The sequence below is a fragment of the Bradyrhizobium sp. 4 genome (assembly GCF_023100905.1).
Classification (GTDB): domain Bacteria; phylum Pseudomonadota; class Alphaproteobacteria; order Rhizobiales; family Xanthobacteraceae; genus Bradyrhizobium.
In genome coordinates, this window is record NZ_CP064686.1 from 976,890 (window position 1) to 999,200 (window position 22,311).

The 22,311-nt window shown below is 59.0% G+C and carries 13 protein-coding genes and 9 pseudogenes; 9 read left to right on the forward strand and 13 right to left on the reverse strand.

Features of this window, described 5'->3' with window-relative positions:
• The first annotated feature begins 458 nt into the window (after positions 1-458).
• Positions 459-911 (forward strand): hypothetical protein, encoded by a 453-nt coding sequence (locus IVB45_RS04555; protein ID WP_247359592.1) that lies wholly within the window; start codon positions 459-461, stop codon positions 909-911.
• 344 nt (positions 912-1,255) lie between these two features.
• On the opposite strand, the pseudogene IVB45_RS04560 reads toward IVB45_RS04555, so the two are convergent.
• Positions 1,256-1,537, reverse strand: a pseudogene (locus IVB45_RS04560) (transposase); the annotation flags it as partial.
• Positions 1,538-1,600: 63 nt separating this feature from the next.
• Here IVB45_RS04560 and IVB45_RS04565 point away from each other — a divergent pair.
• A pseudogene (locus tag IVB45_RS04565) lies at positions 1,601-2,540 on the forward strand (IS110 family transposase).
• Between the two features lie 254 nt (positions 2,541-2,794).
• Here the strand turns inward: IVB45_RS04565 and IVB45_RS04570 are convergent.
• Positions 2,795-3,129: pseudogene (locus tag IVB45_RS04570) on the reverse strand (DDE-type integrase/transposase/recombinase); the annotation flags it as partial.
• A 153-nt stretch (positions 3,130-3,282) separates the two neighbouring features.
• On the opposite strand from IVB45_RS04570, the pseudogene istA reads away from it, so the two are divergent.
• Positions 3,283-4,799 (forward strand): annotated as a pseudogene (gene istA / locus IVB45_RS04575) (IS21 family transposase).
• Between the two features lie 11 nt (positions 4,800-4,810).
• Positions 4,811-5,554: an IS21-like element helper ATPase IstB gene (gene istB / locus IVB45_RS04580; protein WP_247360720.1), complete on the forward strand. Its 744-nt coding sequence runs from the start codon at positions 4,811-4,813 to the stop codon at positions 5,552-5,554.
• Between the two features lie 262 nt (positions 5,555-5,816).
• Here istB and IVB45_RS04585 read toward each other — a convergent pair.
• Positions 5,817-6,035, reverse strand: a pseudogene (locus IVB45_RS04585) (IS3 family transposase); the annotation flags it as partial.
• 294 nt (positions 6,036-6,329) lie between these two features.
• Complete coding sequence (locus tag IVB45_RS04590; protein ID WP_247807590.1) at positions 6,330-7,361, reverse strand: IS110 family transposase; 1,032 nt, start codon at positions 7,359-7,361, stop codon at positions 6,330-6,332.
• A gap of 141 nt (positions 7,362-7,502) precedes the next feature.
• On the opposite strand from IVB45_RS04590, the pseudogene IVB45_RS04595 reads away from it, so the two are divergent.
• Positions 7,503-9,052, forward strand: a pseudogene (locus tag IVB45_RS04595) (ISL3 family transposase).
• 54 nt (positions 9,053-9,106) lie between these two features.
• Here the strand turns inward: IVB45_RS04595 and IVB45_RS04600 are convergent.
• Positions 9,107-9,226 (reverse strand): annotated as a pseudogene (locus IVB45_RS04600) (IS3 family transposase); the annotation flags it as partial.
• 103 nt (positions 9,227-9,329) lie between these two features.
• Here IVB45_RS04600 and IVB45_RS04605 point away from each other — a divergent pair.
• Together IVB45_RS04605 and IVB45_RS04610 are read left to right on the forward strand one after the other, a co-directional pair.
• Entirely contained in the window at positions 9,330-10,448 is a 1,119-nt protein-coding gene (locus IVB45_RS04605; RefSeq protein WP_247359481.1) for an IS110 family transposase, read from the forward strand.
• Between the two features lie 427 nt (positions 10,449-10,875).
• A pseudogene (locus IVB45_RS04610) lies at positions 10,876-11,926 on the forward strand (IS110 family transposase).
• Positions 11,927-12,166: 240 nt separating this feature from the next.
• Here the strand turns inward: IVB45_RS04610 and IVB45_RS04615 are convergent.
• From IVB45_RS04615 to IVB45_RS04625, 3 genes and pseudogenes are all read right to left on the reverse strand, one after another.
• Positions 12,167-12,423 (reverse strand): annotated as a pseudogene (locus tag IVB45_RS04615) (transposase); the annotation flags it as partial.
• A gap of 92 nt (positions 12,424-12,515) precedes the next feature.
• Positions 12,516-13,457: a hypothetical protein gene (locus IVB45_RS04620; protein WP_247356744.1), complete on the reverse strand. Its 942-nt coding sequence runs from the start codon at positions 13,455-13,457 to the stop codon at positions 12,516-12,518.
• A complete protein-coding gene (locus tag IVB45_RS04625; protein WP_247356741.1) occupies positions 13,427-14,047 on the reverse strand; it encodes a class I SAM-dependent methyltransferase in 621 nt (206 codons plus the stop codon). The genes IVB45_RS04620 and IVB45_RS04625 overlap by 31 nt, the downstream gene beginning before the upstream one ends.
• 294 nt (positions 14,048-14,341) lie before the next feature.
• Between IVB45_RS04625 and IVB45_RS04630 the strand changes: the two genes are divergently transcribed.
• Positions 14,342-14,848, forward strand: a complete 507-nt coding sequence (locus IVB45_RS04630) for a hypothetical protein (protein WP_247356739.1) — start codon at positions 14,342-14,344, stop codon at positions 14,846-14,848.
• A complete protein-coding gene (locus IVB45_RS04635; protein WP_247356735.1) occupies positions 14,848-16,104 on the forward strand; it encodes a DGQHR domain-containing protein in 1,257 nt (418 codons plus the stop codon). Before IVB45_RS04630 ends, IVB45_RS04635 begins: the two co-directional genes overlap by 1 nt.
• A 21-nt stretch (positions 16,105-16,125) precedes the next feature.
• Here the strand turns inward: IVB45_RS04635 and IVB45_RS04640 are convergent, their stop codons facing one another.
• Genes IVB45_RS04640 through dndB form a run of 5 tightly spaced genes read right to left on the reverse strand, consistent with a single transcriptional unit; the run spans position 16,126 to position 22,252 of the window.
• The gene (locus tag IVB45_RS04640) at positions 16,126-17,292 is read right to left on the reverse strand and encodes a cysteine desulfurase family protein (RefSeq protein ID WP_247356733.1); all 1,167 of its coding nucleotides are present in this window, start codon (positions 17,290-17,292) and stop codon (positions 16,126-16,128) included.
• An 11-nt stretch (positions 17,293-17,303) separates the two neighbouring features.
• A complete protein-coding gene (dndE, locus tag IVB45_RS04645) occupies positions 17,304-17,690 on the reverse strand; it encodes a DNA sulfur modification protein DndE (RefSeq protein ID WP_247356731.1) in 387 nt (128 codons plus the stop codon).
• A complete protein-coding gene (gene dndD / locus IVB45_RS04650; protein ID WP_247356729.1) occupies positions 17,665-19,671 on the reverse strand; it encodes a DNA sulfur modification protein DndD in 2,007 nt (668 codons plus the stop codon). The genes dndE and dndD overlap by 26 nt, the downstream gene beginning before the upstream one ends.
• Positions 19,668-21,134: a DNA phosphorothioation system sulfurtransferase DndC gene (dndC, locus tag IVB45_RS04655; RefSeq protein WP_247356727.1), complete on the reverse strand. Its 1,467-nt coding sequence runs from the start codon at positions 21,132-21,134 to the stop codon at positions 19,668-19,670. Before dndC ends, dndD begins: the two co-directional genes overlap by 4 nt.
• Positions 21,131-22,252 carry a DNA sulfur modification protein DndB gene (gene dndB, locus IVB45_RS04660; RefSeq protein ID WP_247356724.1) on the reverse strand — a complete coding sequence of 374 codons (1,122 nt, stop codon included), beginning with the start codon at positions 22,250-22,252 and terminating at the stop codon, positions 21,131-21,133. Before dndB ends, dndC begins: the two co-directional genes overlap by 4 nt.
• Positions 22,253-22,311: the final 59 nt, after the last annotated feature.

The window sequence follows — 22,311 nt, forward strand, 5'->3', positions numbered from 1 at the left end:
GCGCGGTGGTAGCAGGCTGTGGTAGCAATCGTGCAGTAGTTGAGGTGATTTGTACGTGTTTTTCAGACCATGGCACTCGACAGTGGCGGCGGACTAGTGGTCGAGGCTCTCAAAATGGGCCGACGGATGGATGAGGAGAAGGTCTCCACGGTCATCCTACCGGGGCGAAGTGCGCCTCGCAACTTTGCACACAGGCGCTGATCACTCCAGCGAATATCGCGGCTTCGGCCGAATGCAGATGGTGAGCATGTAGCCGAATTTGATCCAACTGTCTGCTTGGCCGCAAATGATGCGGCCAGAATGAGCAACAAAAGAAGAATGTATTTGCCAGAAAATCAGCTTTCCTGCCCTATATGATGATACCGGCACCTCGATCTGTCGATTGGCTATAAACGAGTTGAATATCTTTCGAGATTAACCCATAAATTGTGGCATAAAACACTGGTTGGGGCGCATCCGTGGATTCAAAAGAGGTCTTGAACCAACTCAGAGACAGCTTGGGTAAAAGGCCAGATATCGACACGCTAAAGATGATTCGTGCCATGCTCGATGATGCGGGTTTCCTCCCGGAGATGGTCGACGACCTTCGTAGGATGAACGACCGCGCGGACGTTATAAATGGGCTCGTCGCGCTCAAGCGAGACGCAGACGACATGAGTCATCGGAGAAAGACACAGACAACGGCGTACTTCTTGGTGACCGGAACGGGCGGTACCGCGATGGTAGGTAGCATTGCGCTTGTAGCGACGGCAGTATCAGGTTTCTTCATACTTCCGCTGTTCCTGGGTTTAACTGTAGCAACCCATGGTTATATCAGCGCAATCGCCTCCTCGGAGGAGGAACGGATTTATTCTCAAATTGCAGAGCGGTTAGGCGCCATCGAAAATGCAATCGAGGAGAAATTAAAATGAGAGACGTTCTCCAGCACCTTCTCGAAGATGTGCGGTACCTGCCTGCGATTGCCGCTATGGCTCTAACTGTCATTTTGCTGCTGCTTCATTGGATCATGTTTCGTACCGGCCGGCGAACGTGGCGGCTTCGAGAACTCATCCAATCGGAAGTCGAGCCATGGTTGGCGGACGCTCGCCACAAGCACGAGGACGATTTCAAACCTAAAGATGAACCTAAACGCGCGCGCGCGCGTTCTACGTCAAATCCACGATAATTGGCTGACGCGTTACATTCATGCTCGCGGCATCTCTGTGCTGCAAGGGCTGTTTCGGACAGCCAAGGCCGCTGACCTTGCCCCAGCGTTTTATCCAGTCCTGAGTTTGCCCGTGCCGTTGGATTTGCCCGGTTGGGCGGTGGCAGCGACGGGACCTGGCGCGGAGCCTTCGGCATAGCGCAGCGCCAGATCCCGGCGCGGGTGGCAGGTCATCGCGAACTCGGACGGGGTTCTCCATCCGAGCTGCGAGTGTGGTCTTGTGTCGTTGTAATCGGCCCGCCAACTTCCAAGTGTGACGCGGGCTTGTGCCAGTAACGTGAACAACGTCTCGTTCAACAGCTCATCCCGCAGCCGGCCGTTGATGGAGAAGACGGCCCCGCTCCCTCGGCGCCGGCGCTATGCTGGCGATGTCTGTGCCTAACAGGAGCAATCATCATGGAAGTCGTGACAATTCGGTTGGATATTGCGAAGCACGTATTTCACGTTCATGCGGTTGACACTCAAGGTCAAGTGACCAGCCGCCAACGCCTCCGGCGCGGTGAGATCGTTTCCTTCTTCTCCTCGCTGTCGCCCTGCCTGGTTGGGATAGAGGCTTGCGCCAGCGCCCATTACTGGGCGCGCGAGATTCAGCGGTTTGGACATGATGTGAGATTAATACCGCCAGCATATGTGAAGCCCTATGTGCGGCGGAGAGCAAAGAACGATGCCGCTGATGCGGCCGCAATCTGTGAAGCAGTTAGCCGGCCCAATATGAGGTTTGTTCCTCATCAAAAGCGTCGAGAACCAAGGCTTCCTGATGCTTCATCGTGCAAGAGGCCTGCTGGTCCGCCAGAGAACCATGACCGCCTGCGCTATTCGAGCTCACTTTGCTGCCACTGCCCGTATGGCGCTGGCTGTTCTTGTGAACCAACTGAAGGAATTGGACCGGCAGGTCGACGCTATCGAGCGAGAGTTGGCTCAGATCCAGAGAGCGCATCCAGTGGCGAGGTTGCTTGCTTCTATCCCGGGCGTCGGCCCCGTAACGGCTACAGCCCTTGCTGCCACCGTCCCCGATCCAACCATGTTCCGTTCCGGGCGGGAGTTCGCAGCTTGGCTCGGCCTAACGCCAAGGGAGAACCCAAGTGGTGGAAAGGATCGGCTCGGCCGCATAACGAAGCAGGGAGATTCCTATGTTAGGCACTTGCTGGTCATCGGAGCACGTAACGTCGTCCGGTTCCCAAAGGCACGCTCACGGGTCGGAGGCGGATGGATCGAAGCTCTCCTCGAGTGACGTCGACCCATGGTGGTCGCAATCGCCGTTGCAAACAAGTTGGCTCGGATCGTCTGGGCGATGATGACGACTGGGGAGTATTATAGGCCGACATCCCCTGCGTGAAGCTGCGGATGCGGCTAACTTAAGGTGCGAGGGCAAATGACAGCGTGATGAAAACCGGCGGAGCTGGGGATCGAGAAAGCTCGAAGAGCTTTAAGCGCAACAAGCGCGACCCGTTGATGAGGCCTCGATCCGCGATCTCCATCAGGGCCAGCGACCATGGTATCGGTCGCACCAAAAGGCCGTATACATGAACGCACCCGACCGACATCAAAATGTTGTCGAAACCTCTTGCACCCGCGGGGCCGTCTATACATGAAGCTCTCGATGAAGGCGTTCTGCATGGGTTTGCCCGGCGCGATGTAGTGCCATTCGACACGGCTTTGGTCGGCCCACACCAGGATGGCGTTGCTGGTGAGTTCGCTGCCGTTATCGCTGACCACCATCTTCGGCTTGCCACGCTCGATCGTCAGTCGGTCCAGTTCCTGCGCCACACGGACGCCGGAGAGCGAGGTATCGGCCATCAGCGCCAAGCACTCGCGGGTACAATCATCGACGACGGTCAGGTGCGGAAGCGGCGACCGTCGGTCAGCTGATCCGACACAAAGTCCAGCGACCACCGGTCGTTCGGCGTCATCGGAACCAGCATCGGCTGATTCCGCTCGATGTCGCCCACCATTCCGGAATGATCTCGCCCACCATTCCGGGATGATGGGGCCCGGGGTGACGAGGCCTCTTCTGGCTCCGATACGGTCCCGCTTTCGGCTTAGCGAAGGGGACCTGGATGCCGACGGAGAGGCTTGCGATGCGCCATGTGCGCGATGTGATCAGATTGAAATCGGCGGGGATGTCGACCCGCGAGATTGCGCGGCAGGTGGGGACGGCCCCGTCGACGGTGCGGTTGACGATCCACCGGTTCGAGGCGGCTGGGCTGAGCTGGCCGTTGTCCGACGACATCACCGACACGGAGCTGGAGGCTCGGCTGTTCGCCAGCGCGGGAGCCGGTCTCGGCACCCGGCGAAGCCATCGCCGGCAGGCTGAACCGGACTGGGCAGCGGTGCATCGCGAACTCCGGCGCAAGCACGTGACGCTGGCGATCCTGTGGGAGGAGTACATCGCCGGCGAGCCCGGCGGGTATGGCTATTCGCGGTTCTGCGAGCTGTACCGCGCCTGGGAAGGCCGCCTGTCGGTGACGATGCGCCAGTCGCACGCGGCCGGCGACAAGCTGTTCGTCGACTATGCCGGCGACGGCGTGCCGGTGGTGATCGACCGGCGCACCGGCGAACGGCGCGCCGCGCAGATCTTCGTCGCGGTGCTCGGCGCATCGAGCTTCACCTATGCGCAGGCGACCTGGATCGGCGGTCACGTCGGCGCCTTCGAGGCGATCGGCGGCGTGCCGGCGCTGCTGGTGCCGGACAACACCAAGGTCGCGGTGATCAAGGCCTGCCTCTACGATCCGCGGATCAACCGCAGCTACGCCGACATGGCGGCGCATTACGGCACCGCCCTTCTGCCGGCCAGGCCGCGACGGCCACGGGACAAGGCGAAGGTCGAGCAGGCGGTCCTTATGGTCGAGCGCCGGCTGCTCGGGCGGCTGCGCCACCGCACCTTCTACAGCCTCGCCGAGGTCAACGCGGCGATTGCCGAGTTGCTGACCAGGCTCAACGAGGAGCGGCCAATCCGGCGGCTCGGCATGACCCGGCGCAAGCTGTTGGAGGAGATCGACCGGCCGGCGCTAAAGACCTTGCCGGAGAGCCCTTACGTGTTCGCCGAGTGGCGGATCTGCCGGGTCAGCATCGACTATCACGTCGAGGTCGAGGCGCATTACTACAGCGTCCCGCATCGCTTCGTCCGCGCCGAGGTCGAGGTGCGCTTCACCGCCCGCACCGTCGAGATCTTCTACAAGGGCGAGCGGATCGCCGCGCATCAACGCATGAGCGGCAACCACGAGCACACCACCGTCCCGGAGCACATGGCGTCCAGTCATCGGCGCTACGCCGGCTGGACCATCGAGCGCATCCGCAAGGAGGCCGCCGCGATCGGACCGGCCACCGCCGCGCTGTGCAACCTGATCCTCGATGAACGCACGCATCCCGGGCAAGGCTTCCGCGCCTGTCTCGGCATCATCCGGCTTGCCCGATCCTTTGGGCACGAGCGGCTCGATGCCGCCGCCATGCGGGCGATTGACATCGGGGCCCGCACCTACGGCTCGGTCAAATCGATCCTCGCCAACAATCTCGATCGCGTCCTTCGACCAAGCGCCCCGCGGACGACGCGCCGATCCTCCATCCTAACATCCGCGGGCCGCGCTACTGCAGTTAGGAGATCACGCCTTGCTTACCCATCCGACCCTCGATCAACTCCACGCGCTCGGCCTTCACGGCATGGCCAAGGCCTTCGCCGACATCGAAGCCGGCGGCGAGGCCGCCAGCCTCGGCCACGCCGAATGGCTTGCGCTCCTGCTCGAACGTGAAGCGTCGCTGCGACGCGACAAGCGACTGTCGAAGCGGCTTCAATATACCAAGCTGCGCCAGCAGGCCTGCGTCGAGGACATCGACTATCGCACTCCGCGTGGCCTCGACCGCAGCCTCCTGACGATGCTGGTCGAAGGCCAATGGATCGCGGACCACGCCAATCTTTTGATCTGTGGCCCGTCCGGCGTCGGCAAGAGTTGGCTCGCCTCGGCGCTCGGCAACAAAGCCTGCCGCGACAATCGCTCCGTGCTCTATCAGCGCGTCCCGCGACTGTTCAGCGATCTGGCCTTGGCGCGCGGTGACGGCCGCCACCCCCGCCTGCTGCGCGCGCTCGGCCGCGTCGATCTGCTCATCCTCGACGACTGGGGCCTCGAGCCGCTCGACGCCGCGGCCCGCCACGACCTCCTGGAGATCCTCGAGGACCGCTACGGCCACCGCTCCACCATCGTCACCGGCCAGCTTCCCGTCGATCAATGGCACGCGCTGATCGGCGACCCCACCTACGCCGACGCCGTCCTCGACCGCCTGGTCCATAACGCCCACCGGATCGATCTCTGCGGCGAGAGCCTGCGGCGAACTCGTAAGCCCGGCCGGAAGGCCTGAGCCCGTGGCGCTGTGGACATGCCGCTACGCTTGGACAACGCGAAAAGCGTTGCCCACATGCCCACAGCAGAGCAGCAGCAGACGAAGAAGGACTTCAAGCCGCGATTCAAGGTTGACCCCGCGGCTTCACCGATGCCAGAAACCAGACAGCTAGAACGCCTCGCGCCCCCGGGCGACATCAAATCGGAATGGTGGGCGAGATCATCTCGGAATCCTGGGCGAGATCAAATCGGAATACCCGGGCGAGATCATCGGAATCGGCAAGCATCGGCGCCCTGGTCCCGATCGCCCGCTTGCGGCCACCACGGCGGCGCACCGTCAGCTTCTCTTCCCGATAGAGCCGGAAGAGGTTTTTGTGGTTGATCAGATAGCCCTCCCGCCTGAGCAGAACATGCAGCCGCCGATAGCCGAAGCGGCGGCGCTCCTGGGCGATCGCCCTCATGCGTTGGCGAAGGCTGGTATCGTCAGCCTGGGTCGTCCGGTGTGTTTCGGCATGGAATAAGGGCTCTGACTCATATGTGGAACCGGGCTGCAAGATCTTTCTCTGGTTGAACAAGGGATGACGGTGCGGTCATATGTTCGCCCTGTGAACGCGGCGCCTGGCCGCTGGCCACGATGATATCCGCGGAAGCAATCGCCCAATCAATTTCTCGCGCTCGAAGCGCAGTGAGTCAGGCGGTCTGATTGCCACCGGGAATGACGTCATTCGGGGTTCATCCAGATTTGCACCTTGCCTCCTCGGCAGCTTTCTTCTTCCGCCGGAGAGCTCTTAAGATTAGGATTTCAGCATTGCGGCCGGCGCCTGATAGATGCCGCCTCTGACCAGCAAGGCCCAGATCGTGCGCGCAATCTTATTGGCGAGCGCGACCGATACGACCTTGACCGGCCGTCTTTGCAGCATGGTCCGAATCCAGAGTGGGACTTTCAAGCCTCGTTTAGCAAGCTTGATGATAGACGTCGCACCAACGATCAAGAGCGTCCGTAGTTGCCGATTTCCACGCTTTGATATCGCGCCGAGCCTTTCTTTTCCGCCGCTCGACTGTGCCCTCGGTGTGAGCCCCGTCCAAGCCGCAAAATCTCGTGCAGTCGCAAAATTGCGAGCGTCCAAAACCGATGTCCGAACGGTAGCGGCGATGAGAGGACCGACACCCGGAATGCTCATCAGACGCCTTGCATCGGGGTCCTTTCTGACGGCAACCAAAATCTCTCTGTCGAGCTTCTCTATGCGGGTTGTAAGCAACTCAATCTGTTCAGCGAATAGGATCAGGGCAAAGCGGGCGGCGCCGGGGATCCTATTGTCTTTTTCGTCCCGGAGAAGCACCAGGAGTTTTGCGATGCTTGCCATGCCTGTGCCGGCGATAATGCCCAATTCGGCCATATGAGCACGTAGGGCATTTGCAGTCTGGCTGCGCTGCCTCATCAGCAGCTCTCGCGTTCGCAAAATCATGCTGGCCGCTTGTTGTTCGGCAGTCTTCACCGGTACGAACCGCATTGTCGGGCGGGTGACCGCCTCACAAATGGCTTCAGCATCCGCCACGTCGGTCTTGTTTCGTTTGACGTAAGGCTTCACGTAGGCTGGCGGCATCATGCGGACAGCGTGGCCCAGCGCCGCGATATCGCGTGCCCAGTGATGGGCACTCGCACAGGCCTCCATATCTACCAAGCAAGCTGGAAGGCTCCGAAAGAAGGGCAGAACCTGCGATCGCCGCAATGTGCGGCGAACCAAGACTTTCCCGTTTTCGGCGATGCCGTGAACTTGAAAGATCGACTTGGCCAAATCCAAACCCACCGTGATAATCTTCTCCATGGAACGGTCCTTCCTTTGTGGCGCCTCTCTACGCGACCACGTTAGGCACTTTTGATGCCGGTTCGAAGGGCCGTTCCACATCATCATCAATTTCTGATGAAGTTCGCCGGCGACTGTGGTTCTTCAACGGAGAATCGCGCCATGCGGACAGGCTTTCGAATTTCATCGCTCGTACCGAGTGGTTTGGTGTTTGATGGCGTACAGAGGATTCGGTTATTCTGGCTGTTCGGTCAGAGGCTACGGAGGCCCAGTGCCCTTTGTGCACGACAGCATCGCGCCGAATCCATAGCCGTTACATCCGGCACGTGGCCGATTTGCCATCAGCGGCCAGAAAGGTGCGCCTCCGATTGCTCACGCGGCGCTTCACATGTGAGGTGCCGCATTGCCACCGGAGGATCTTCTCAGAGCGGTTTGGAGAAGACATCGTTCCGCTTCGACGGCGCCGGACGGCACGGCTGGAATACATCGTCCATCACTTGGGGTTGGCGCTCGGCGGCCGGCCGGCGGCAAGCTTCGCCAAGCGGCTCATGCTGCCCGTTAGCAACGATACCTTGCTACGGGTGGTCCGCCGGCGGGCGGCGATGCCGACAGATCCATTGCTTGTTGTGGGCATCGATGACTGGGCGTTCCGGAGAAACCATCGATACGGGACGATCGTGTGCGATTTGGAGCGCCGGCGGATCGTTACCCTGCTGCCCGACCGGGAAACTGCGACCGTTCGGGCGTGGCTATCGAGGCACCCAGCGATCAACATTGTGTCGCGAGATCGCGGTGGTGGATACGGCGAGGCAGCAGCCAAGGCGCTGCCGAACGCCATCCAAGTCGCCGACCGCTGGCATCTGATGGAAAATGCGAGCGCGGCCTTCCTTGATGCGGTGCGCCGCTCCATGAACAGAATCCGAACCGCAATCGGAGCGACAACGATCAACCCGGAATTGCTGACCTATGCGGAAAAGCTGCGCTATCAGGGCTATCTGCGGCGCCAGGACAGCCATGCCGCAATTGCGGCTCTCGTCAGCGACGGTGTGCCGTTCAAGGAGATCGTCCGCCGCACAGGACATAGTCGCAATCTGGTTCGCCAAATTAGCCGCGGTGGCGGTACGGATATCTTCCGCACCCGTCAAAGCACCCTGGATGGGCACCTGCCGTTCCTGGACGCACAGTGGTCAGGCGGCTGTCGTAACGGTGCCGAACTCTGGCGCCGTTTGAGAGGGCAAGGCTTTAAGGGATCGCTGCGCGTGGTGGCGGAATGGGCGACGCGACGGCGACGCGCCGAGACCATCAGCCGTCAACAATTGCAGAGGGTCCCCGCCGCCAGGACGATAGCGCAGCTGATGACGACGAAGCGCGACCACCTGACCAGGGCCGAGACCGTCACGCTTGCCGTCATCGAACAAAACGTTCCTATGCTGGCCGATGCCCAAGCTCTCGTTGGCCGCTTCCACGCGATGATCCGAAAGAAGGCTGAGATGGAGCTCGAACCTTGGATTGAGGAATCCAAGCGGAGCCTCATTGCCTCGTTCGCGAATCGAATCGCCAACGATAAGGGCGCGGTGCACGCCGCTATTACGCAACCATGGTCCAATGGCCAAGTGGAAGCGCAGATCACTAAGCTCAAGCTGGTCAAACGGCAGATGTACGGGCGCGCTAAGCTCGATCTCCTTCAGGCAAGGCTGATTGGCGCGCCATAAAAACAATCACGATCATCAAATATGCGTCAGAGCCCCAGTCGAACGCCGATTGACAGTCCGGTATCTCATGGTCATGCGGCAGCAGCCGATGGCTTTACACGCCCGCCGTTCGCTCATCCCATGGGCATCCACCAGATGAGCGACAGCTTTCCGCTTCCCCGCGGGCGTCACCACTAGACTGTATGTCCCCTCCATAAAATGAGGCGACTCACCCTCGATGTTGCGACGAGGGTTGCCTGGATGGACCGGGCAGAGCCTCAAACAAGGAGGGCGAGTCGTGGGTCATCATACCGAGGTCTTTGTCGGAATCGATACGTCAAAATCGCGCAATGCAATAGCCATTGCCGATGGCGGCCGTGGCGGCGAGGTACGATATCTCGGGCAGTTTTCTGCCACGGAGGCAGCGATCCGAAAGCTGGTGGCAAAGCTTGCAGCGAAATGCTGTCATCTTACGTTTTGCTACGAAGCAGGGCCGACAGGATATGGCCTCTACAGACTGCTCAAGAGCCTCGGCCATGACTGCCTGGTGGTGGCCCCCTCGCTCGTTCCGAAGAAGGCCGGCGATCGAGTGAAGACGAACCGGCGCGATGCGGTAAGCCTCGCCAAGCTGTTGCGCGCGGGCGAGCTCACCGCGGTGTGGGTACCGGACGAGCGCCATGAGGCCATGCGCGATCTCTCGCGGGCCCGTCAGGCAGTGAAGAAAGACCTCCAGGGCAAGCGTCAACAGATCTCGTCATTGATGCTGCGGCTGGGACGCATCTATCCGGGCACGACAACGTGGGGGCCAGCCCACATGAGATGGCTGATGTCGCAGAAGCTCGAGCATCGCGAGCAGCGCATCGCATTCGAAGAGCTACTTGAGGGGATACGCCAGGAAAGTGAGCGGATGGAGCGTTTGGAAGATGCCATCCGCGAGGTAGTACCCGAGTGGTCGCTTGCCGAGGTTGTCGCGGCCCTGCAGGCGATGCGGGGGATTGATCTCATTGCGGCTGTGGGGGTGCTGGCCGAGATCGGTGATCTCTCGCGCTTTCAAAATCCGCGCGAGCTGATGGGCTATCTGGGTTTGGTGCCCACGGAAAACTCGACTGGCGACAAAGTCAGGCGAGGCGGCATCACCAAAGCCGGTAATGGGCGGGCGCGACGTATTCTTGTGGAGGCGGCCTGGAGCTATCGATATCCGCCGCGCGTGAGCCGAGACAAGCAGCCAAAGGTGGAGGCGGCACCGAGACGCGCGCGCGAGATTGCGTGGAAAGCGCAAACCAGATTGTGCGGACGCTTCCGCTCACTTGAGCGGAAGGGCAAGCGGCGAACCGTAATCGTCACGGCGATTGCCCGAGAGCTATCTGCCTTCATTTGGGCAATCAATCGCGAGCTCATGCCACCTCGACAGGCATAGCGTCGTTGCGGGCTGTGGACCGCTCGAGTCGTGAGGTGCGCTCGACCGGCCCACAACCCCCTTTATTGCAATCAGGAGCAGGGGTAGTCGCAGACATCAATCGTGCAGAGGTGAAGGTGGGACCACGGCAGGGGAAATCCTGAAACCCATTATGTGGCCGACCATCCGATCGACGCCCGACGCTAGACCAGGGACAGCCCCAGACGAAAAAACGGAAATGCGGTATCCAACCCGCGCATCAGAGCCTGTTCACCGACGTCTTTGGGTTCCGCCTTCTCCTCTGCACGATCTATCGGTGCAAGAACTTCACGATAAGCCTCGTGGAGATGGGAAACCGTGCGTTGTGTGCTTGACTGGGGACATCAGAATGGGATGACCCGCCCCGTCCTCTCAGTCAGACTGAGTTGGCTTTTGAAAGGAGGAAGCAATGAGGACACGGAACAAGCCCAGGCCGGCAATGGTGTTCGGGATCGACATTGGCAAGAACCTTTTCCACGTCTTTGAGCTCGACGCCGCCGGAATGCCGATCCAGAAGGCGACCTTTCGGCGTGATACGCTCTTGCAGTTCTTCGAACGTGCAGGACCGGCTTTGGTGGGGATGGAGGCCTGCTCCGGCTCGCAATGGTTGGCCCGCAAGATCGCCGCCATGGGGCACACCGTTCGCATTATCCCAGCTCAATTCGTGAAGCCATATGTGAAGTCCAACAAAAATGACATCATCGATGCCGCGGCGATCGCCGAAGCCGTGACGAGACCAACGATGCGCTTCGTCGAGCTAAGGTCGCCTGAGCACATTGACCTGCAAGCGCTGCATCGTGTTCGCGATCGGATGATGTCGCAACGGACGTGCCTCATCAATCAGATGCGCGCTTTTTGCCTGGAATATGGGATCGCTATTCACCAGGGCGCCGGCAAGTTCAAGGCTGATCTGCCGAGGGTTTTGGCCGATCAGTCGAATGATCTAACCTCGGCGATGCGTCGCATTCTTGCATCTACATTTGACGAGCTGCGGCAGCTGGAGCTGCGGATTGCCGAGGTCAACCGCGAGATTGAGGCAATTGCCTCTCAAAGCGATACCGCACGTCGATTGATGACCATCCCGGGCATTGGTCCGCTGGCCGCGACGGCGCTTTTGGCCGCAGCTGGATCTGCCCGCCAGTTCAAAAAGGCCCGCGATATGGCAGCTTGGCTAGGTCTTCCCGAGAGAATATTCTACGGGAGGCAAAACGAAGCTGCTGGGGATAAGCAAGCGCGGCAATCGATATCTGCGCCGGATGATCATTCATGGCGCCCGTTCCTGCGTGACTCATCTTGATCGCTCGCGATACCGCCTTGGCGCGTGGCTTGATGGACTTCAGGCACGCATGCACACTAACAAGGTCACCGTCGCCTTGGCAGCCAAGATTGCGCGGATCGCATGGGTGATGATGACCAAGCCCGGCCCAAGCTATGAACGGCGGGATCCGGCCTTTAGCTGATCCCGTTTGTTCCAGACTGCGAGGTTCGTGAAGGTGATGACGAAACAGTCGATCGGCGCGCCGTAAACCCTGTGCAAAAAAGCGGGCTTCGAGCCCGAACCATTTATCTGGGAACGGCACGCGCGGATCTCATCATGGCCTGGCCGCAACAGCGGCCCACTTGCAAGAGGCCGGATACATTTGTGCAGACTGCATCGTCCTCATTAAACGACCTTGCACGGGCGGGGCCGGTCATACATTCTTTCCCACGAGATCCTTCAGCGCCGCATTGTCCAACATGGCGTCGGCCAGAAGCCGCTTCAGTTTCGTGTTCTCGTCTTCCAGCGACCGCAGTCGCTTGGCCTCCGAGACGTCCATCCCGCCGAACCTGGCCTTCCATTTGTAGATGCTGGCGTCGCTTACACCATGCTTGCGGCAGAGATCGGCGACCGTATCCCCGCTTCGTGCTCCTTCAAAATCCCGATGATCTGTTCTTCCGTAAACCGCTTGCGCTTCATGCTCTGGTCCTCGGCTTGGGCCAGAACGAACTTCAAACTGGATTAAGCCCGAGGGGCAAGGTCACTCAGCTTGGAATGAAAAATGGGCATCGCTACGAAGGTATGCCCGGCCAAGGATCCATTTTCAAGCGATCTGGAATCTGCAGATCAGGCATCGGTGGATGCAGGGCCATCGGATTTCGGCGGATCAATTCGATGCGTTCACGGATGCGATGCATTTCGAGGCGCACAACTTCGTCAAGCTGTCTTGGATAAACGTAGCTTCGATACTTGAGTGGATCGTTGTCGAGTTCTCCCTTATGCGCGAGCAGCATCATTCGGAAGTGGCTGGCCGCGCGCCAAAGATACGGCTGCACTGCTCCACCGGTGAGCCCTGAGTCATTCTGGATCAGTTTCAGGAGGGCTTCGTCGAGCGACACGATCTCATTGATCTGCGCGATGTCCCCCTTGGAAAAATCGTCCTTCCATTGTGGATTCAGTAGGATCAAAAGAATTCGCATTTCGTCTGGATTAGGTCGCCGACTCTTGAGTTCGGTCGCAATCAGCCTGTTGGTATTCGAAAGCTGGAGATACGGACCATAGAATTTGTCGAGTTTAGTTTCGAGCGCTTCCAGCTCGGCTTCGTTTGCCTTCTGAAGGTTTGTTTCCCGGGACGTGTTTCCACTCCGCCAGACCGCTATTCCCGCGACGAAGGACCCGACCATGCCAGCTATGCCGGAGAGCAGCGCGGCGTAATCCTTTCCATTCCATTTCTCTTCTCTCTTCACCAGAGATGTGCAGCAAGTGTCCGACCGGTCGGGAGGTTGATGTTGCACGCCGCCTGTCTGGGTAGCAGTCGCTGCCGGCTGCTTCGGTTCGGGGGAGGGGGCGACGGGCGGGGTTGTCGATGACCGCGCAGCATCAGGCACCGCCCCCCTGCTTTGAGCCTCCTGCGCCTGGCAGATCAATGTCATCGACATCAGGATGACAATCGTAGCCGCGAGCCTTTTTAACGTCGAAGTTCTCATCGTCGGATTACCAAAGAGCTGAGCCAACGATCCGCCTGGAGGTTTCGACTGGATTCGATGTTGTCATTGTACTCGACCGAGATTAGATCGAATTCAGCTTCTATCAACGCTTTCTTCCAGTCGTCCAACTCATATAAAACGAAATGTCGTCCGTTCTGATCCTGAAATTCTGCCTTTCCGGCCTTGACGGACGCAAAAAAGAGTCCGTTCGGCCTCAGAATGCGGCGCACTTCCTCTAGGGCTCCAGTTAACTCGGATCTCGGCAGATGAAGCAGCGATGCTGATGCCCAAACGCCATGAAAGACCCCATTGCGAAATGGGATAGCGCGGATATCGGCCACGACGACGGGTGCGGAAGATATCGAACGGGCAATCCGGGCAATGGATTCCGCATAATCCAAACCAGCTCCAAATCGGCCGTTGCGCGTAATGGTAAGCAAGTCATGGCCACCACCGGAGCCGAGATCAAGGATACTCGCATCGCCCGGTAGTTCTCGCAAGAAATTGACGAGCACGTCGGCAAGCGCGCGCACACGAGTCGCATCGGCATAGACCTGCGAATGCGTTTGGTAGAAGCTTCGGGTAGGGTCTTTCTTGAGGATCGGTGGCGGCTTCAAGTCAAACTCCGCGAAGTCAGCCGAATCTGTTCAGATTATAGGAGATCAAAAGCAGACGGCCCATCAACTTCTTCGTTCGTTTCTGACAGACATCCATCGTCTCTCATTCGCCTGGCGCCCGGACGCGCTTTGGGGCTTCGGGTAAAACAGGTCTGCGGCGTTAACTGTGTTCACCCTAGTCGAGCTGGATTGCCTTACGTAGCGCTACAACCTAGGATATGAACCGGTCTTGTCGCAGCTGGATGAACATCGTTTCGTCCAGTAATTGCCCTCAATCGACTGCAGGAACGTCCTGTGCCGGTCCGTGCCTATGATATCGTTGACCTGACCGAAAGGTATAAAGCCGATTCCCACGGCTTCTTTCTCAACGTCAAAAGATGGAAGAAGTTCAAGTCCAAGCATCGACTCGACTGGCAAAAGACGCGCTTCGAAGCGGCAAACGTTTCTGCAATTCCGTCGGAACGCGGCATATACGCGTTCACCTTGGAGTTGTCGCCAACCAAGTTGCCGGCTCATGGATATATCATGTACGTGGGCATCACCGGTAACACTTCCTCGTCGAATCTACGCAGGCGATACGCGCAGTACCTGCGCGAGTTGAGTGATCCCAAGGGACGGCCGAGAGTAGTATTCATGCTAAACAAATGGAACGGCGATCTATTCTTCAACTTTGTACCGTTACCCAAACAATCGGTCGATCTCGACAAACTTGAGAAGGCGATGCTTGACGCAATCATTCCGCCCATCAATCAGCGAGACTTCAACGCCGAGATTGCGTCGGCGAGGAAGGCGGCATTCTGATGAAGAACGATCCGTTGATTGTTCCAGCGCTTCGAGGCGCCTTCGGTGACTGGATCTATTATTCTTGCGTGATGGAGGTCTCCGATGTCGGTGCGAGAGTAAACTACGCTCACGAAATCCACCCGGACGAAGCGTTATCGCAGCTCATTCAGCGTAGCCTTGAAGGCACGCGTGCGAGGCACATTGCGAGTTACCTGGCGTCGACCCAGGAGCGCTTTTTCAATTCGTTGGTCCTCGCGACGTACGGAGGCAAGCCGGACTGGTTGGAGATTGGAAACTTCAAGTCGCCGGCGAATCCCGGGTTGGTTGGGGAGATCCCACCGCGCGCGACGGATGCTCTCGGCTTCCTCGCTTTGACTGGCAAGGAGAAGATATTCGCCATCGATGGTCAGCACCGCCTCGCGGGCATCAAACAGGCTATGAAAGACAACGTGGATCTCGCGGGGGAACAAGTATCTGTGATCCTCGTAGGGCACAAGAAGGACGCCGCTGGTTTACAGCGGACACGCAGGCTATTCACCACCTTGAACAAGACTGCGGTGCCGGTAGCGAAGCGAGACATCATCGCGCTCGACGAAGACGATGTCATGGCCATCACTTGTCGCCGCTTGGTCGAGACGAATTCGTCCTTCAGGAGCCCGAAGATCGCCGTTATCTCCAGTCAAGCCATTCCGGCGGGTAACAAGGAATGCCTGACGACCATCGCAAATCTCTACGATATCCTAAAGCTGGTATTCTCAAACCAAGACGGTAGTCGAACGGACCGTCACCTGAGATTCAACCGTCCATCCGAGGAAAGATTAGACCAGTACTACAAGTCTGCGACCGATTATTTCGCAGCATTGGGAAAGACGTTCAAACCCGTCACCGAACTCTTGTCGTCTACGCAGCCCTCAAAAGTTGCCCCGAAGTATCGCACCGAACTGGGAGGCCACCTCCTTTTTCGGCCCATCGGCCTCGAGATAGTAACTCGCGCAGCGATAAAATTGGCTCGTGACCAGAAACTCTCGTTGCCCCACGCGGCGGCCAAGCTAAAGAAGCTTCCCGTTGAACTCGATGCGGAGCCTTATGTCGGCGTCATTTGGGATGCCCAGCGCAGGCGGATAATCGGGACGGGGAAGGCGCTCGCTAGAGATCTCGTCATGTATATGGTGGGCGTGGATACCGACGAGGAAAAGCTGCTTGATCGCTATCGGTCGGCGGTCAGTGACGGCTCCGATTGGAGTGAGGTTGAGCTTCCGTTGAAGGTCGTCTAGTTGCTTCAAGCCGGTCTTGTCCTAGGCGGCTGGGCGCGAAATATCCTTCAAAAGCCGGATCTCGGCAATTAGGTGACCGAGAGCTGCCTCAAACTGATGTTTCGTCGTGAATCGGCCGGGTGCGAGGCGGAAGGCACCTTTCGCTCGCAAGCCATCACCGAACATAGCCTTTAAAACATGCGAAGTAGTGACCTTGTCGGTCGCGCATGCACTCGATGCGGAGAAGCTGATGCGATCGCGTAGCCGGCGCATCAGCGCAAGCGGTTCGATGCCTTCAATCGAGAAGGAAAGATTGTTGGCGAGTCTTCGGTCGGGATCTCCATTCAGCTTCGCCGCGGGTATTTCCGCGAGAAGTTTGGTCCGAAACTCGACGCACATCTGCGAGAGGCGGGCCGCGTCCTTGGTGGCCAACCGACTGGCCCGCGCGAAAGCCTCGCCCATACCGACAATGCCGGCGGTGTTGAGCGTACCCGGGCGCAACGAGCGTTCCTGGCCACCACCCAAGATGATCGGCTTTATCCTTGCCCGCGGTTTCCGAGACCGCACATAGAGCGCTCCAACCCCTTTTGGGCCGTACGTCTTGTGGGCGGAAAGGCTGGCCAGATGGATACCGACCTTTTCGACATCGACCGGAACGTAGGCGATGGTCTGGGCTAGGTCGGAATGAAAAAGTACTCCCCGCTGCAAGCAGATTGCACCGATCGTTTCGAGCGGTTGTAGCGTGCCTACCTCGTTGTTGGCCGCCATGATTGACACCAGAGAGGTCTCATCGGTGATCGAGCGTTCGAGTTCCGAAGGGTCGATCATTCCGTATTCATCGACCGGAAGGTAGGTCACACGCCATCCCTCGGTTTCCAACGCGCGTGCGGACTCGATTACGGCGGGATGCTCGATGGACGTCGTTATTATGTGTTTCTTGTCAGGATAAGCCTTCGCGACGCCAATGATCGCCAGGTTGTCCGCCTCGGTACAACTACCGGTAAAAACGATCTCGTTCGGTCGCGCGCCGATGCATTCCGCGGTCTGCTCGCGCGCCAACTCGACAGCAGCCGCCGCTAGATGACCGTCCTCGTGCTCGACGCTGGAGGGATTACCGTAGAATGTTCGTAGGTACGGGTCCATCGCCGCGAGCACCGCCGGATCGATCGGCGTAGTCGCGTTGTGATCGAGATAGACCCGCTCGGACATCTCGGTTCCCTTCACGAACGCTTGGGTACTAGTCGAAGAATGTCGGATGGCGATTTCGCGCGGACGGAAAGCGTCCGAACGCCCCGGTGAATGTGACTCCGAACCAGGTCGATAAGTTGGTCGTTCGATAAATCGCCGTCTTCCTCCGAAGAGCGGCCTTCCACCCAGCGGGTGAGCGCACCGATCAGTGCTCCGTATTCGCCAGTGAGGGTGTAGGCGTTGAATTCGGCGCCGGTCTCGTCCGGTGCTGGGGTCCCGAGCAGCGGCCCTTCCTCCAACGATGTCAGCAACGCCATTCGGCATAGCAAGTTAGGCGTAACGCCCGTACGTTGTCTCAACGCTCTCAGCCTGCTGGTAGCGTCGGCGGAGATCTTAAGCTTGCTGTAGTGCACGTGCATCCTCCCGGGCCTCTGGAACCTCGAAGTAGCCTCGAGAAACGGAGGTTCGACGAGATATAGGATCGTAATCCAGCCTGTAAGAATGAGATATGCTCGGCAGCAGCCTCTCGATCTGAGCTGCGTCGACCTCCGTATCGGTCGACAACATGATGACTTGGTGCGATGCCGCCGGAAAATACCGCTCCATCAGGTTTGCGCGGTGCTCCGAATCTAATCTGGCAAGAGGAGTATCGATGATCATGGGCAGCGGCCTACCACTGGTACGCGCCAGGGCCCAGAGCATCGCGATCGCGTAGACCTGTTTTTCCCCGGCCGATAATGCGTCTTTTCTGACCTCATTTCCGTCCTGGTCGAGGAGGGTGGTTCGGAACGTCACTGGATCGATACGGATGTCACGGATGAGGCCGGGCTTCCTCGCCAGGTATCCGAAACACCGCACGAATTCCGATTTGAGCTGAATTAGCTTGTGCTCGAGAAGGCGATGTTCATAGTCCGCCAGCACCTGAGCCGTTCGGCCCGCCAAGTCCACCCGGTCAGAAGCGCTCGCAGCCGCGCTCTGCTCCTCCAGCATGCGAACGCGCTCACGTTCCATGGTGACGCGTTGCCCTCGGACGAGGTCGAGTTCGGCCTGGCGTGTCTTCAGTGTGGCTTCCGTAGTGCCCAATTTCTGGTCGGCAAGCCGAAGCTCGTCCAGCATGGCACCCGCCGCGGCGTTGTCGGCGCGCGCAAGCTTCTTTTCCAGTTCGCGCTCGCGCCTCGCAAGGCTCTCGAGTCTTCGGAGCAGTGTTTCCGCGCGCGGGCGAACGACGCCTTCGATGTCGTTCAATCTCGCCAAAGCGGCCGTCCCGTCTCCGAGACCGGCAAACGCTGTTGCGGATTTCGAGCCCGAAGGCGTGCGCGCCTGCTGTTGAACGAAGCGTCGGAGATCCGACCAATGCTTATCGGTCCAACGCGCTTCGCGGTCGGGCGTTTCGTTCCTCTTCCAGGACGAAATCGCGGCACGCAAGGCGGCGACCGACGGTGCGACGCTCGACGAGTTCTCGGCGAGAAGCGCGTTTTTGAAACCGGCGATCAACTTCGGCGCCATCGCAAAAGGAAGCAGACCGTTCGCGAGCTCCTTCAGTTCGTGCTCGCCCCGGGATATTTCCTTCTTCACGCTTTCCCGTTCGCTCTCGATGCTGTTGCGAGCCATGGCCTCTTCGCCGCCTTCGGCGACGAAACGCCGTCGGATCCGCTCGGCCGCTCTTGCTTGCGAGTCTCGGAAAGACATCAATTCCGCGACCTCGCCGTTCAGTTCGTCGATCCGTTTGGCGTTGGCATTCAGTTGCATGACGACATCGTTCACCTTCGACGCGACGCCGTCGCCGGCGCTGCCTTCATGACGTCCGATGAACAGCGCGATATCGGTGCGCAATCGGCCTACAAGCTCGATGCCAAGCAGGCTTCGGACCGCGTCGGCCATCTGCTCGTTGTCGTCGTCGCTGGCGATCTGCTGTATCTTCTCTCCGTCGAAAAAGAACAATTGAGAGACGCCGGGAGGGATGAGCTCCTGAAGGAACATGTGCCATTCGTCGCGCGGCACCGCCGTCACGATGCTCCCATCCTTTTCCAGCGACAGATCTTCGGCTACCGCCTTGCCGCGGACTTCCCATTCGCGCCTGACTCGATAGCGATGGACGACACCGGCCTCCGCGTAATCGAATTCGAGTTCGACGGCTGCGCGTGCCGACGTCGAGTCGCGGTTGATGCGCTCCCGCAGATGGTTTTCATATTCCGACAGCCCAACCCTCGTGCCGAGCGCTCGTCGGCCGTAGAGGGCCAGGCGGACCGCTTCGAGAACGGTAGTCTTTCCGGCTCCGTTCTTGCCCCCGATCAGAACGATCGGGTTTTGGCGTCCCTTCACAGTGCGAGGAACAAGGTCGATCTCTACACTTCCGGCATAAAGGCCGAAATCCTCGAGCCTGATCTTGCGGAGGATCATGAAACCTCTCCGCTTTCGATATCCAATTCCACCTGCCCAACAATTGCCGCTTCGGCGTCGGCTCTGGACGATCCCTTGGCGGCCATCCGTTCCGCGACGATCGCGTCAAGATCGCGCCATTCCTGGCGGAATACATCTTCGATCCGCGTGTGCACGGCGTGCCGGCGTTTCAGGCCATGAGCGGCCTTCTCGATGTCCAGCAGACGGACGACGAGTTCGGTCGGTACCTGCCGGGCCGAGCAGACCTCGTCGAGCAGCCGCGCGTCTTCAGCACCTAACGATACGGAATCCTCGACGACCCAGTTGAGATCGCGCCCCAACGCTTTTCTCACAATGCTTGGAACGCTATCGGCCCAGTCGCCTCTCTCCGACCGCCATATCCTGCGGATCTCGTGCAGTTCGGCGTCGTGGATGAGAAGGCTGTCTTCTCCCGGGGGGGCGTTCTTCTGAACGCGAACCTGGGTGTCCAGGAGGCGTTCGAGCAGTAGCTTGCAGAAGTCCATCTTGTATGGGCCGGGAACGGGTTGATCCGAGTCCCCGATGAACGAGACGTGGCCGCCACGTCGCCGGAATTCGCGATAGATTTTCTTCTTCTGTGGATCCTGGGTTTCCGAAAGCATATCCCTGAATTCCAGAAGGGGCTCCAGCCAATCCTCTCCGGAATCGATCATGTTTTCCATGGAACGGTCCCGCTCCACGACCGTGCACACCCAGCATCCGAACCGGGAGTTTCCGCAGCTCGGAGTGGTCTTGTCCACGACGACTGGGCACTCGCCCTGGGCGTTGCGGTACATCGCGACCAAGTCGCGATTGTCGTTCCCCCAGGGGGATGCGTTCTGCAGGAGATAGGACCAGACGTCGTCAGTCGAAAATGCCTCGATCGGTCCGTAAACGAATGCATTCAGCAGCGAGGAATGCCTGGAGAGTACCGATCCCGTTAGCCGGTGCAATGACATGACCTGAGCGCGAGTGGCGCTCTCCGACGACCGAACTCCGAGAACCATCACTACTTCACCGAATTCGGCGACTTTGCTCTTGATGAAGGCGTCCGCCGGTTCGATCTTGAGCCGTTCGGTGCACCAGCGGAACCGTCGCGACGGCGCGGGATAGCCTTTCCCGATCAGATTGACCCAAAAGCTCTTCTCGACCGTCGGAGTCACCTTCTGGCTTCGAAACGGCAAACCTTGGTCCCGTGCGGTCTTTTCAATTCTAGCCAGAGTGACGTCGATGTATCGAACAATCACGGGCGTTTCCACGAGTGTGTCCGAACTGATGACATAGACCGGCTTTGTTCGCTGGTCGGGTGGCAGGGACGAGAGCGCGGTCCAGACGAGTTGAAGGACACAGGTCGAGTCCTTACCCCCGGAATAACCGACAACCCACGGACGGGCGTCCGCTAGGTAGACCTCGCGTATTTCCCTGCAGCGGTCTTCGATTGCCGCCTTATTGATCATGGGGGTCATGTTGCGTCCGCTGCTTCCAGTTCGATACCTGCCACCGGTGCGTAAAGGTCTTCGATTTTTTGCGCTTCGGGCGGCAGAGGTACTCCGAGCGCTTTCGAGATCACGTTGGCGACGAGGACGATGTTGTTCTTGGATTTGTTCACTTTGCCAGCCACCAAGGCGCGGTTGTCCCACAAGCGCCGGTTCGATCGCGACCAATCGATGTCACGAAGGCCTTGCAGTTTGGGGCGCCATCCCTTGGGGCTATCCGACGCCATTCGTCCTACCACTGTCGCGATCGCCTGGACGGCGACCCCATGAGCGTGCACATAGTCGCGCCTCAGATCGCATGCTGCAACTTGCCTCGTGCCCACTCGCTGCCAGTCGGGCATGTTTTGGATAATCTCCGTCCAGTAATCCACAGCCTTTTCCAGGTCTGCGTCATCGACCTTTCCGCCGTCATACATCTTGCCGACCAGTTCGGCGGTCGCTTGATGGAGGCTGCTCAACGTAAAGAGCTTGATTGAGCGGTTCGAGATGCTGCTTGTGTCCAAGCACGTGAAATCCCTGAACAACGGGATACGTTTGACGACGCTCCGAGTCAGGCCCGCTAGCGCGTCTCTATGGTCGTACAGAAGCTTGATCGATTTTGTCGGTCTCACGGCGTGGATGTTCAGGTCTGCGAACATCTGTTGCGACCGCTTCAGCCCCCGGTCGGCAAACACGACGACCGAAATCGTTTCATCGCCCAATAGCGGCCGTTCGCGAAGCGCCTCCTCGATGGCGGCGCGCCTGTGCTGACCGTCGTTGATTAGAATTGTGGCATCCATGGAAATACGAAGTCGTCCGACCGAGCGCAGCGCGCCGCTGGCGGCGGCAGGCTGAAATTCGATCTCGCCGTCGATAGAGGCGCACAGCGATGACAATATGTATTCGCCGGGATTGTTCGTGATGTAGCTAGCAATGACCGGTACACGGGCCCTGTTCAGAACCCTCTGAGCGCGCTCCGCGGCGCCCATCGCTTCATCCTCGAACTGGAAAAGGCGAGGAACAACCTTGAGCGGGACCATGATCACGTAATAGGCGTTAGCCGCCTGGATGCCTCTAATTGCCGTAAACTCAAGGCTGTTGTCGGACATATTACCACTCCAATGGATTTTCAATTATCCCATTTGGAAGTTCGATGGAAGTCAAATAT

Excerpts from the sequence above, each read along its gene's own strand:
- IVB45_RS04590 (WP_247807590.1), bottom strand. The coding sequence starts at position 7,361 with ATGGAGAAGATTATCACGGTGGGTTTGGATTTGGCCAAGTCGATCTTT.
- IVB45_RS04635 (WP_247356735.1), top strand. The coding sequence starts at position 14,848 with ATGAAGAACGATCCGTTGATTGTTCCAGCGCTTCGAGGCGCCTTCGGT.
- IVB45_RS04640 (WP_247356733.1), bottom strand. The coding sequence starts at position 17,292 with ATGTCCGAGCGGGTCTATCTCGATCACAACGCGACTACGCCGATCGAT.
- dndE (WP_247356731.1), bottom strand. The coding sequence starts at position 17,690 with ATGCACGTGCACTACAGCAAGCTTAAGATCTCCGCCGACGCTACCAGC.
- dndD (WP_247356729.1), bottom strand. The coding sequence starts at position 19,671 with ATGATCCTCCGCAAGATCAGGCTCGAGGATTTCGGCCTTTATGCCGGA.
- dndC (WP_247356727.1), bottom strand. The coding sequence starts at position 21,134 with ATGACCCCCATGATCAATAAGGCGGCAATCGAAGACCGCTGCAGGGAA.
- dndB (WP_247356724.1), bottom strand. The coding sequence starts at position 22,252 with ATGTCCGACAACAGCCTTGAGTTTACGGCAATTAGAGGCATCCAGGCG.